Consider the following 11,931-nt stretch of genomic DNA (forward strand, 5'->3'; position numbering starts at 1 on the left):
AATAAAGATTTATATTGAGAAAACACTTATTTATTGGAATAACTGTTTTCTCAATGTTTACTTGGAGGAAAAATTATGGCAGATAAGAAAGATGCTTTACTACAATACGATGATGGTTATTTAAACAAAACACCAATTTTTCAATTCATATTATTATCATGCTTATTTCCACTATGGGGTGCTGCAGCGAGCTTAAACGATATATTGATCACTCAATTCAAAAGTGTATTTACATTAAGCGACTTTGCAAGTGCCTTAGTGCAAAGTGCTTTTTACGGTGGATATTTTTTGATATCAATACCAGCATCCATAGTAATCAAAAAGACTAGCTACAAATTTGCTATCCTATGTGGTTTATTATTTTATATTATTGGCTGCGGATTATTTTTTCCCGCATCTGACATGGCCACATATACGATGTTCCTATTTGCTGTTTTTTCCATTGCTATAGGCCTTGGTTTTCTGGAAACAGCTTCAAACACTTATAGCACCATGTTAGGACCTCGCAAATATTCTACATTGCGTTTAAATATAAGCCAAACTTTTTATCCTATTGGCGCTGCCGCCGGAATCCTGCTGGGAAAATACCTGATATTTCAAAATGGTGCCAGTTTGGCTACACAAATGGCTGTTCTAAATGAAACAGCTCTGCATGCTTTTAAGTTGCAAATGTTGCAGCATACTCTACATCCATATAAAATTATGATATATATTCTAGTTGCAGTATTTATTCTATTTCTCATCACTAAATATCCTAAATGTAAGACTATCGAAAAAACATCAAATAAAAACGACGCAGGAATTATCAAAACTTTAAAATATCTCATTAAAAACAGTAAATTCAAGAAGGGAATTGCAGCTCAGTTTCTTTACGTAGGAATGCAGGTAGCTGTATGGTCATTTACAATAAGATTGGCTTTAGTTCTCGATAACACTATAAATGAACGTATGGCTGCTGATTTTATGGTAATTAGCTATGCATGTTTTTTTGTTGGGAAATTTATAGCAAATTTTTTGATTGCAAAATTTTCTGCAAATAAAGTTTTATTAGCATATTCAATTATCGGGTGTGCATTGGTCCTTTATGTTTCTTTTATACCAAGTTTTACAGCAGTATACGCTGCAGTAGCAATAAGCATATTGATGGGACCATGCTGGGCGACTATTTACGCCGAAACATTAAATTCAGTAGAAAAAGAATATACTGAAACTGCCGGAGCTGTCCTTGTCATGTCCATAATAGGCGCGGCGTTTGTGCCTGCTATCCAGGGACTTGTCTCAGACATAACCGGTTCAATGCAATTTTCGTTTATAGTAAATTTCTTCTGTTTTGCCTATGTTGGCTATTATTTTTACAAAAGAATCGGCAATGAATATTGACTATAACAAAAAGAGGTAAAAATAAAATGAAAAATAAAATTTTTCTCAAGCGTGGTTTTTTTTCAGAAAAATCTAAAGAAATTTTTAAAAATGATAATTTTACTGTCGACATATTTATATATCCATCAGGAGTCGAAGCGGTAAAACTAACAAACAGCAGAGGCTATGTAACAGTTCTTCCCTACATGGGGCAAATAATATGGGATGCGGAATTTGACGGAATAAGCCTGCGGATGAAGAACATGTTTTCCCAGCCCAAGCCAGCAAACTGTATCATTGATACCTATGGTTGTTTTGCTTTTCATTCTGGACTTTTATCAAATGGATGTCCATCACCGGAAGATACTCATCCAATGCATGGAGAAATGTCATGTGCACCAATTGATGAGGCATGGTTGGAACTTTCTGATGAAACTATTTCAGTAACTGGTCAATACGAATATTGTCAAGGCTTCGGTTATCACTATTTATCACATCCCAGTCTTACTATAAAAGCAAATGACACAAAAATGGACATTGGCATGAAAGTAAAAAATCTTACAGGTATCGACATGCCGTTACAATATATGTGTCACATGAATTATGCATATGTAGATAATGCCATTATTTCTTCAAATGTACCAGAAAAAGCGTTCAAATTACGCGAATCCATACCAGCACATGTCAAGCCCACACCAAAATGGATGCATTATAATGAAGATATAAAACAGTTACAAAAAAATGGCAGTACTTTGACTAAACTTGATCAGCCCGACATGTATGACCCTGAAATTGTTTTTATGGCGGATGATCTCAAGAATTATACCGAAAATGCTGTTTTTGAAATAGATTCTCCTAAAGGATTCGGTTTTAAAACAACCTTTTCGACAAAAGAATTCCCCTGCGCAACCAGATGGCTTCTATACAATGCAGATCAACAGGTATCTGCTTTCGTTTTACCTGCTACATGCAGGCCCGAAGGGTTTTTGGCTGCTAAAAAGTCGGGGACTTTAATAATGTTGAAATCTAATGAAGAAAAATATTTTTCAGTAACAACTGGTAAAAAATAAGGAGAAAACTTTTGAAAATAGCAGTTATTGGTTCTAATATGGTAGACTTAATTTCCTATATAGACAGAATGCCTATAGACGGGGAAACATTGGAAGCTCCCGAATTCTCCATAGGATGCGGCGGAAAGGGTGCCAACCAGGCCGTAGCTGCCGCATCCTATGGCAGTGATGTGATGATATTAACAAAGGTAGGTGATGACATATTCGCTGATAATACTATAAATAATTTTAAACATTACAATATAGATACTACTTTTGTCGAACGGGTAAAGAATATATCCAGTGGTGTAGCTCCCATATTTGTGGATTCCTCAGGACAAAACAGAATACTGATCATAAAAGGAGCTAATGAATATCTTTTGCCCGAAGACATTCATAAAGCGGCTGACCATCTGAAAAAATGCAGTCTCATAATTCTGCAATTGGAAGTCAATCTTGATACCGTATATTATGCTGTACAGTTTGCCATTAAAAATGGTATCAGAGTGCTGCTCAATCCGGCACCTGCAAACGCAAAGCTTGACATTGAAAAAATTAAAGAATGTGATTTTTTTGTTCCCAATGAAACAGAACTTGAATTTATCACAAAAATGCCCGTAGATACTGACATAAATATAAAGAAAGCGGCAATTTCGCTGGTGGAAAAAGGCATAAAAAATATTATTGTCACGATGGGGGCAAGAGGTTCAATGTGGGTGAGTAAAGACTCCGTCCATCGTTTAAATGCTTTTTCTGTTGACTCTGTTGATTCATCCGGTGCCGGGGATGCTTTCATAGGATGTTTCGCCAGCTGTTACGTAAAAAGCAATGATATTTTAGCATCAATGTACGAAGCCAGTGCATTCTCGGCTTTGAGTGTCACAAAAAAAGGCACCCAAAAATCATATCCTTCTTATCAAGAAGTCCAAAAATTTTTAGCAGCTCATAAATAGTATCGTGTAATTTCATTTCAGCTGTATTATTACTGTAATAATGTCTTCTCCCAAAATGATAATGCGTCAAAAACTTCCAAACCAATTCAGATCAAGTGGTTTGGAAGTTTTTTATATCATAAAATCCCCTATATACAATATTTTTTTATTACATGGAATATAAACTCTACCTGAAATAAGAACCTATTTATGTTATAATTTTATGTAGTGAGGTTGTCAGGAGGTAAAAAATGTTTGAGTTATCAGTAAAAAATGATTTTGGCGCAGCCCACCGCATTATTGGTTATCCCGGGAAATGCGATAATCTGCACGGACACAACTGGATAGTTGAAGCAGTAGTATATGGCAGCAAACTTGATGAGTTGGGTATGCTTATTGATTTTAAAAAATTGAAAGGTGCCCTCAGAGAGATTATCGGCGAATTTGACCATCATTATCTTAATGAATTGGAGCCGTTCTTGTCCTCAAATCCATCAGCAGAAAATATTGCTGCTTATTTATATCATAGACTAAGCGAGCATGAAAATATAAAAGGAAAATGCCGTGTGAAATTTGTAAAAGTATGGGAAACAGAAAAATCAGCGGCATTATATTACGAGGAGGCATAAAATTGCATGCACCGATAAGTGAGATATTTTCCTCTATACAGGGTGAGGGAAAATATGCTGGCTGCCGTCAGCTTTTCATTCGCTTTGCCGGCTGTAATCTTGATTGCGGTTACTGTGATACAAATGATATTCTTCATTCTGAAAACTGTGATCTTGAAAATGAGGCAACTTTATTAAATCCTGTCGAGTTAACTGATATTCTTCCCTATATACAAAAAATTCTTCTGAAAAGGCATCATTCCATCAGTCTTACCGGCGGTGAGCCCCTTTTGCACACAGCTTTCATCAACGAAATGGCCAAACATATCAATCTGCCATTTTTTTTAGAAACAAACGGTTCTTTGCCCGAAGAATTATCAAAAGTTATCAATAATATCTCCATTATAAGTATGGATTTTAAAATGCCGGATGCAGTACATACGGAGCTTTGGCAACAGCACGCGGATTTTTTACACATAGCCCGGCAAAAAGATGTGTATGTTAAGATAGTTATCGCTCAGGAAACTTCCTTGAACGATTTTAAAAAAGCCATAAATTTATTAAGCGGGACAGATAAAAATATCATGCTGATTTTACAGCCTATCACACCATACGGCATCTATACAAAGCCCGCTCCGAGAAAAATGCTTGAATGGCAAAGTCTCGCAATGGAAAAGATAGATGATGTCCGTGTAATAGGCCAAACACATATCATGATGGGGCAAAGGTGAATTTATGGAAAAAATTTTATTAGTCAATGACGACGGAATTAACGCACAGGGACTTTATGCAATGGCAGAAGTTTTAACAGATAATTATGATCTGCGTATAGTCGCACCGGCAGTGCAGCAAAGCGGGATGTCGCAGGCTCTGTCAGCACATAGCCGAATAAAAGTAAAAAGAGTCGATTTTCAACTACCTGTTGAAGCATATAAGGTTTATGGCACACCTGCCGATTGTACAAAACTGGCTACCGAAGTTTTGTATGAAAACGACCTGCCAGATATCATAATATCTGGCATAAATGACGGCGGCAATTTGGGAACGGATGTATTGTATTCAGGCACAGTCGGTGCCGCTATGGAGGGCCATCTGCACGGCATTTTCTCTATAGCCGTATCACGAGTGGTCAATTCTGAGCTCAGCTTTACCGAGGTCGCAGAAATCTTCAGGCAAAAACTGCCTGCATTAAGAAGAGAAAAACCGTATATGTATAATATAAATTTTCCAAAAAAAATTTCTGACAGAGCAGATATTTTTCGCTATACAAAGCAGGGACGCCGCACATACCATAATGAATATGCCGCTGAAACAGACGAACAGGGCGAAACATGTTATTACATGAATGGAACACCAAACGATGCCGGTAACATTGAAGGCAGTGATATTTGGGCTATTCATAACGGGTTTGTCTCTATAAATCCGCTAAAAATAGGACGGACTAATAAAAAGCTTCTGCAGGATTTATTGCTTGATAAATGAATTTTAATTCATTTATTCACTAAAAAGGATTAGCATGTAATAATAAAAAATCAGGAGGCTATACTATGCCAGAAATTGCCATAATTGGCGGAACCGGAGTTTATGATCCCTCGATCTTGACTGATATACATGATGACAGCATTACCACTCCCTTTGGCGAGGTAAGTTTTAAAACAGGTATTTATAATGGGGTGGAAGTGGCATTTATTCCCCGCCACGGCAGTCATCACTCTATTCCGCCACATAAAATTAATTATCGCGCCAATATATGGGCTATTAAAAAGATTGGTGTAAAAAAAATTTTTGCAACAACAGCTGTCGGTTCTTTGAATCCATCCATGAAACCGGGAGATTTTGTTCTTATTGATCAGTTCCTTGATTTTACTAAAAGCCGCATCACTACTTTCTTTGAAGGAAAAGACGGTAAAGTGGTGCACGCTGATGTCAGCGAACCATATTGCCCGCATCTGCGCCAGGTTTTAAAGAAAGCTGCAGGCGAATTGGGAATAACAGCACATATGGGCGGCACATACGTGTGCACGGAAGGCCCCCGATTTGAAACTCCCGCCGAGATAAAAATGTATGCCAGATTCGGCGGTGATCTCGTCGGTATGACTAATGTACCAGAGGTGACTTTAGCACATGAAGCAGAAATGTGCTACGCGACAGTTTCAATGGTTACAAATCAGGCCGCCGGTATATCACAAACACCTCTTACACATGCAGAGGTAGTCGCCACTATGGAAAAAAATGGTGCCAATATCAAAAATCTTATAATGAAATCCATCGAACTATTGACAAGTGTAAAAGAAGAATGTCATTGTGCCAGCACCATTGCTGAGTTCGGCGGATTTAATATCTGACTGATAAGTCAAAGTCTATCTCTATCTATCAGGCTTTGTTAAGTAAAAATGAAAAGATAGCTAATGTTTCTGTAGAAAAGCACTAAATTTTATCAACTTGCTAAAGAAAACAAGTTTTTCATATTGGGATTATAGTTAGCTCCGGCAACTTGAGCAGGAGTTAAATGATTAAGACCAGTATGAGGGCGCATGAAGTTGAAAAAGAAGACAAAAACAGAAATAGTAGCATTAGCAGAGTGAAAAGAATGAAAGCCACGTTTGGTTTTATACCAAGCCTTGAAACGGTTGTTAAAAGCTTCGATAAGATTGTTGCTAATATCGTCCTTAAAGCTCTCGACACGAATGTGTTTAGCATGAGGAAAGTAGCACTTAGTAGGAATCTTGTAGGCACTATAGCGATCGCTAACAATGGCATTGGGATTACCTAAAGGGGAAACATGCTGAAATAAAGCATGTGCCTGAGGAGAAGAACGATGTGGTGAAAGATGAAAACCAAGAACAAAGCGGGTTTCACTATCGATGATGAACCAGATGTAGTATTTCTTTCCAGCAATTTTAACCACTGTTTCGTCAGCATGCCATTCATCAGAATTGAAATTCATAGAAGGTATGAGCTTTAAAGAAATATTATCAAAAAGCGGAGCGAATTTTTTGCACCACTCAGCAACACTAACATGAGAAAGCTTGATGCTGTAGAGCTGATAAAGCATGAGAGAAATGTTACGAGTAGAGCTTTTGCCTATGAAAAAAAGAGTTAAAACAGTGATGATTAAATGAACTGGATGACGCATGCGTGATAAATTGGATTTACCAAAAAGTTTAGAAACAGAAGGTGGCAAAGTAGCAGTTGATTTTGGTTGAAAAAATGAATGATTACATTTTTTATCAGAGCAACGAAAGTTAGAATAATCACGATAATCGTGATGCAAGAAAGACGATTTTCCACACATAGGGCAAGGAGGATACTTTTTACCTCTGACACTGGGGAGAGCATCTGGTGCAAATTGATGTTTACAAGCAAGGCAGCGATATTTTTGATTACCGAATTTATCTTTGCCAAACTTATGGAAATGGTGATTATTGTTGCATTTAGGGCATACAATCGGTATAATTTTCTGCATGAGGCATCGTCCTTTCGATTGGTGTGTTTTCTAGCAGAAACATTGTACCATTGAAAGGTTCGGTGCCTCAATTTTCATTTAAGTTAACAAAACGATCTATCATATTAGGAGGAATTTTATTAAATGGAATCGATGATACGCGATATTAAGCTTGCACCGTCAGGACACGATAAAATAGAATGGGTAAAGAATTTTATGCCTGTATTAAATCATATTGATGCTGTGTTTTCAAAAAGCAAACCCTTTGCCGGTAAAAAATTGGTTATTACGATGCACTTGGAAGCCAAAACGGCATATTTGGGGCTCGTATTTATGCACGCAGGAGCGCAGCTGGCAATCACCGGCAGCAATCCGCTTTCAACACAGGACGATGTAGCCGCCGCTTTGGTCGAAGAAGGAGCCAGTGTTTTTGCATGGCATGGCTGTACTGACAAAGAATATGATATGTTTATCAATAAGGCTCTTGATACGAAGCCTGATATCATCATAGATGACGGCGGTGATCTCGTCGCCCATCTGCATGGTGATCGTGCAGATCTCGCCGACAAAATCATAGGAGGCAGTGAAGAGACGACTACCGGTGTCATTCGTCTGCGTGCACTCGCTGATACTGGGAAGCTGAAATTTCCGATGATAGCCGCCAATGACGCATATTGCAAGTATTTGTTCGATAATCGTTATGGCACAGGACAATCTACGTGGGACGGAATAATGCGTACGACAAATCTCGTCATAGCAGGCAAAAATGTCGTAATATCCGGTTATGGCTGGTGCGGCAAAGGTGCGGCAATGCGTGCAAAAGGATTGGGTGCAAAAGTTATTATTACCGAAATAGACCCTATCAAGGCTGTTGAAGCCGTATTTGACGGTTTTAGGGTTATGCCGATGCAGGAAGCTGCCAAGATAGGTGATATTTTTCTGACACTTACCGGCTGCAAGGATATAATAACAAAAGAACATTTTGCTGTTATGAAAAATGGCGCTGTATTAGCTAATTCAGGTCATTTTGATGTGGAAATAAATAAGATTGACCTCATGTCCAATGCCGTGTCCAAAAGAACCGTTCGTAAAAATATTGAAGAGTATAAACAAAAAGACGGCAGAAAACTTTACCTTCTGGCAGAAGGACGTTTAGTAAATCTTGCTGCCGGAGACGGACATCCTGCCGAAATAATGGATCTCTCATTCGGCGTACAATTTTTCTCGGCATTGCATATTTTAGAAAATCATCATTCTCTGGAAAATAAAGTTCATTTGATGCCAAATGAAATAAATATCAAATTAGCTCAGATCAAGTTGAATTCGCTGAATATCAATATCGATAAACTTTCGGATGAGCAGCACAGGTATCTTCACCAGGCTTGATCGTCCATATTCCTCAGGGGCCCTGTAATAACTGCAGGGCCTCATTTATATCAATTTACATGTTAATTTAAATATGAAAGCGGAAAATAAAATGAATATCTTAATAAAAAATGTACTTACTGTTTTTCCCAATGGCACTGCCAAAAAAACCAATATTGCTGTCAAAAATGATATTATTTTCGCCATTGGTACAATTCCCGAAACTTTTACTGCCAATACTACTATAGACGGACAGGGTAAGTTGGCTGTTCCCGGTTTTGTTAACGCACATACACATGTATCTATGACATTGCTGCGAAGTTATGCCGATGATATGAAGCTGATGGATTGGCTGGAAAATAAAATCTGGCCCGTTGAAGCAAAGATGAAAAAGGATGATATATACTGGGGTGCGATGCTTGGCATCACAGAAATGATAAAAACCGGCACAACTGTTTTTGCTGACATGTATGGTGATATGGATAAAGTTGCTCAAGCGGTGGAAGAGACCGGTATACGTGCCGTTTTATCGCGCGGCATGATTGGTGCTGCTCCTAATGGTCAGGCTGCGCTGCAGGAAAACTGCACTCTTTTTGAAAATTATAACAACAGCGCCGACGGCAGAATAACAGTCATGTTTGGCCCGCATGCGCCTTATACATGCCCGCCGGATTTTCTTAAGCAAGTGATTGAGAAGGCACAAAAATATAATGCACAGATCCATATTCACTTAGCCGAAACAGAGGGTGAAGTAAAAGAATGCCTGGAAAAATATTCTAAAACGCCAATAGCTCAAATGGAAAAAATAGGTCTTTTAGACTGTGGAGTATTAGCTGCGCATTGTGTTCACCTCAGCGATGAAGATATTGCCATAATGAAAAAACACAATGTCAGAGTCGCTCATAATCCAGGCAGCAATCTGAAACTTGCCAGCGGAATAGCTCCTGTGAAAAAATTATTGGAAAAAGGCATATGTGTAGGACTTGGAACAGATGGAGCTTCCAGCAATAATAATCTGGATATGTTGGAGGAAATAAATCTGACGGCATTGATCCACAAAGCTGCTACTCTTGATCCTCTGGCAGTGCCGGCTTTTAAAGCCCTGCAAATGGGAACATACTATGGTGCAAAAGCTGTAGGTCTTAATGATACTGGCAAAATTGAACCGGGCATGAAAGCCGATATAACACTTTTCTCCATGCAGGGAACACAATGGACACCTTGCTATGATGCTATATCACTGCTCGTATATTCTGCTAATGCATCAATGGTCGATACGGTTATTGTAAATGGTAAAATTCTTCTGGATAAAGGCCTCCTTACAACGATTGACGAAGAAAAAATAATTTATGAGGCAAATAAATGTGCCGAAAGATTGACAGGTAAAACCATAAAAAATTGATACCATCCTTAAATCAATAAAAGTAGCGATTAACATACTGCCGAGTATACCCCAGAAGGGAAGGAAGAAATGATTTGGCCGCTAAAAAAAATTTTTATGCTGTAAAAAATGGGCGAAAAACCGGCATTTTTCATAGTTGGTCAGCTTGTAAAGAACAAATTGACCATTTTGCCGGTGCTCTTTACAAAGGATTTGCAACGCTGCCCGAAGCTGAGTCATATTTGGGTGCAGAAAAACCCCTGGCTGCTTCCGATGAAGAAAGCCTACACTATGCTTATGTCGACGGTTCATATATAGCGGGAAAATACAGCTGGGCAATAGCTGTTTATTATAAGGGAGATCTCATTCACACAGCCAGCGGCGTCGGACAATCCGTCGAAAATGCAAAAATGAATAATGTCGCGGGAGAGATAGAAGCAGCCATGCAGGCAGCTGAATGGGCCCGAAAGAATAAAATTGATGAAATCATTATTTGCCACGATTATATAGGTATTTCGGAATGGGCACAAGGCCGTTGGAAAACAAATACTCCAGGGACTGCTCAATATGCTGCTTTCATGCAGGATTACAAAGATATCGTACGTTTTAAGAAAGTTGCCGGTCACACTGGAATACCCGGCAATGAATTAGTCGATAAACTGGCAAAAAAAGAATTGGGAATTTAAGCCTTTAGCCTTATACGAAAACACAGCCGCAGCAGCCCGTTTAAAACGGGCCGCTGCGGCTGTCTGTATTAATACATGGCAATAAACTCAGTGCTCATAATGTATCTGCCGAACCGGAACCCTGCGTAATTGCCGCAGGTGTTTGGAGCTGATTTTCTACAGGAGTATTTGCTGCCGTTATTTTACTTCCTGCAGTCTGATAACGATTAACCCAGTCGGGATGGGCATCTGCATACTGCTTTATCATTCGAATTTCCATATCTTCCTTACTGTCAGGAACAATAGATGCATATTGCCCCGTCAAAGAGGCATTATTATCCTTCCATCTTTCGGCGGGCGTCCAACTGGAATACGAAGTTATTTTGTAACTGTAGGTTGATAAACTAAAAACTTTCTTATAGAAATTGATTTGTGTTATGGCACTTGTGCTGTTATTGCGAGTTTCCTGCCAGATCCAGACAAAAACATCATCACCGCGTTTGCGTATTGTTGTTGTGTCCGCGGTTGAAGACGAAGCTGTGTCAGCATCCACTTTACGCCATAACGTAATCCAGCGGTCATTGGCTTTAGTGCGCGCAGTTTCTCCCTGACCAAATACTTGATCTACAATGGCATCATAAAAATTTTCATCAAAGGATTGGGAATTTATCTCTTTCAAGCGGGGTTGATCATATTTATGCGAAACCAGAATATTGCCTTCTTTGTCATAAAAAATTTCCTGCTTGTAATCCAAAGTCCGTCCCTGAGGATTTATTTCAATAAGCGCCAGACTGTAGCTAAGCGACGCAGGGTTTGAAATTTCCTTAAGTCCCATCGCGGAAACAGTTTCAGCCGCGCCTGCAGTTGTATAGGCAGTTTTTATCCATGCTTCAATACATATGGGAATATCATTTTCTCTGGCTGTAACACGTACTCTTTCAGGAGCGTAAAATTTACCATATTTTTCATCTGAAGCTATCCATGTCCAGCTTGTTTCTCCCGTTGTATTTTGCCCAGCCTGTGCATAAATAATCGATGGTGCGGCAGCCATAAATATAAACAGGAAAAACACCCAGATCAAAAATAATTTTTTCATATTTCAATCACCTCAATAATAAATCAAACAA

12 protein-coding genes are annotated in these 11,931 nt (G+C 38.7%); 10 read left to right on the top strand and 2 right to left on the bottom strand.

From position 1 onward, the window contains the following. Window positions 1-75: 75 nt before the first annotated feature. The 7 genes from fucP (at window position 76) to mtnP (ending at window position 6,293) form a co-directional block, all read left to right on the top strand. Entirely contained in the window at window positions 76-1,380 is a 1,305-nt protein-coding gene (gene fucP, locus NXG61_RS01010; RefSeq protein WP_307222999.1) for an L-fucose:H+ symporter permease, read from the top strand. Between the two features lie 26 nt (window positions 1,381-1,406). After that, a complete protein-coding gene (locus NXG61_RS01015) occupies window positions 1,407-2,429 on the top strand; it encodes an aldose 1-epimerase family protein (protein WP_307223001.1) in 1,023 nt (340 codons plus the stop codon). Window positions 2,430-2,440: 11 nt separating this feature from the next. Next, a complete protein-coding gene (rbsK, locus tag NXG61_RS01020) occupies window positions 2,441-3,361 on the top strand; it encodes a ribokinase (protein ID WP_307223003.1) in 921 nt (306 codons plus the stop codon). 230 nt (window positions 3,362-3,591) lie between these two features. After that, on the top strand, window positions 3,592-3,969 hold the full coding sequence (gene queD, locus NXG61_RS01025; RefSeq protein WP_196603260.1) for a 6-carboxytetrahydropterin synthase QueD: 378 nt from the start codon (window positions 3,592-3,594) through the stop codon (window positions 3,967-3,969). Window positions 3,970-3,971: 2 nt separating this feature from the next. After that, complete coding sequence (locus NXG61_RS01030; protein ID WP_432748963.1) at window positions 3,972-4,679, top strand: 7-carboxy-7-deazaguanine synthase QueE; 708 nt, start codon at window positions 3,972-3,974, stop codon at window positions 4,677-4,679. Between the two features lie 4 nt (window positions 4,680-4,683). Then, window positions 4,684-5,430, top strand: a complete 747-nt coding sequence (gene surE / locus NXG61_RS01035; RefSeq protein WP_307223009.1) for a 5'/3'-nucleotidase SurE — start codon at window positions 4,684-4,686, stop codon at window positions 5,428-5,430. A 65-nt stretch (window positions 5,431-5,495) separates the two neighbouring features. Beyond that, window positions 5,496-6,293 (top strand): S-methyl-5'-thioadenosine phosphorylase, encoded by a 798-nt coding sequence (gene mtnP, locus NXG61_RS01040; RefSeq protein ID WP_196603257.1) that lies wholly within the window; start codon window positions 5,496-5,498, stop codon window positions 6,291-6,293. A 92-nt stretch (window positions 6,294-6,385) separates the two neighbouring features. Here the strand turns inward: mtnP and NXG61_RS01045 are convergent, their stop codons facing one another. Beyond that, on the bottom strand, window positions 6,386-7,414 hold the full coding sequence (locus tag NXG61_RS01045) for an IS6 family transposase (protein ID WP_307225425.1): 1,029 nt from the start codon (window positions 7,412-7,414) through the stop codon (window positions 6,386-6,388). 123 nt (window positions 7,415-7,537) lie between these two features. Here NXG61_RS01045 and NXG61_RS01050 point away from each other — a divergent pair, with 123 nt between their 5' ends. The 3 genes from NXG61_RS01050 (at window position 7,538) to NXG61_RS01060 (ending at window position 10,825) form a co-directional block, all read left to right on the top strand. After that, window positions 7,538-8,779: an adenosylhomocysteinase gene (locus NXG61_RS01050; RefSeq protein WP_196603256.1), complete on the top strand. Its 1,242-nt coding sequence runs from the start codon at window positions 7,538-7,540 to the stop codon at window positions 8,777-8,779. Between the two features lie 91 nt (window positions 8,780-8,870). Next, window positions 8,871-10,160: an amidohydrolase gene (locus NXG61_RS01055; protein ID WP_196603255.1), complete on the top strand. Its 1,290-nt coding sequence runs from the start codon at window positions 8,871-8,873 to the stop codon at window positions 10,158-10,160. 74 nt (window positions 10,161-10,234) lie between these two features. Then, window positions 10,235-10,825 carry a viroplasmin family protein gene (locus NXG61_RS01060; RefSeq protein WP_196603254.1) on the top strand — a complete coding sequence of 197 codons (591 nt, stop codon included), beginning with the start codon at window positions 10,235-10,237 and terminating at the stop codon, window positions 10,823-10,825. 94 nt (window positions 10,826-10,919) lie between these two features. Here the strand turns inward: NXG61_RS01060 and NXG61_RS01065 are convergent, their stop codons facing one another. Then, complete coding sequence (locus NXG61_RS01065; RefSeq protein WP_307223835.1) at window positions 10,920-11,900, bottom strand: hypothetical protein; 981 nt, start codon at window positions 11,898-11,900, stop codon at window positions 10,920-10,922. Window positions 11,901-11,931: the final 31 nt, after the last annotated feature.

This window comes from Pectinatus haikarae, assembly GCF_050916305.1.
GTDB classification, from domain to species: domain Bacteria; phylum Bacillota; class Negativicutes; order Selenomonadales; family Selenomonadaceae; genus Pectinatus; species Pectinatus haikarae.

What these genes read in the sequence shown, in the direction of transcription:
- surE (WP_307223009.1), top strand. Translation starts at nt 4,684, where the DNA reads ATGGAAAAAATTTTATTAGTCAATGACGACGGAATTAACGCACAGGGA.
- NXG61_RS01015 (WP_307223001.1), top strand. Translation starts at nt 1,407, where the DNA reads ATGAAAAATAAAATTTTTCTCAAGCGTGGTTTTTTTTCAGAAAAATCT.
- NXG61_RS01055 (WP_196603255.1), top strand. Translation starts at nt 8,871, where the DNA reads ATGAATATCTTAATAAAAAATGTACTTACTGTTTTTCCCAATGGCACT.
- NXG61_RS01045 (WP_307225425.1), bottom strand. Translation starts at nt 7,414, where the DNA reads ATGCAGAAAATTATACCGATTGTATGCCCTAAATGCAACAATAATCAC.
- NXG61_RS01065 (WP_307223835.1), bottom strand. Translation starts at nt 11,900, where the DNA reads ATGAAAAAATTATTTTTGATCTGGGTGTTTTTCCTGTTTATATTTATG.
- NXG61_RS01050 (WP_196603256.1), top strand. Translation starts at nt 7,538, where the DNA reads ATGGAATCGATGATACGCGATATTAAGCTTGCACCGTCAGGACACGAT.
- fucP (WP_307222999.1), top strand. Translation starts at nt 76, where the DNA reads ATGGCAGATAAGAAAGATGCTTTACTACAATACGATGATGGTTATTTA.
- mtnP (WP_196603257.1), top strand. Translation starts at nt 5,496, where the DNA reads ATGCCAGAAATTGCCATAATTGGCGGAACCGGAGTTTATGATCCCTCG.
- queD (WP_196603260.1), top strand. Translation starts at nt 3,592, where the DNA reads ATGTTTGAGTTATCAGTAAAAAATGATTTTGGCGCAGCCCACCGCATT.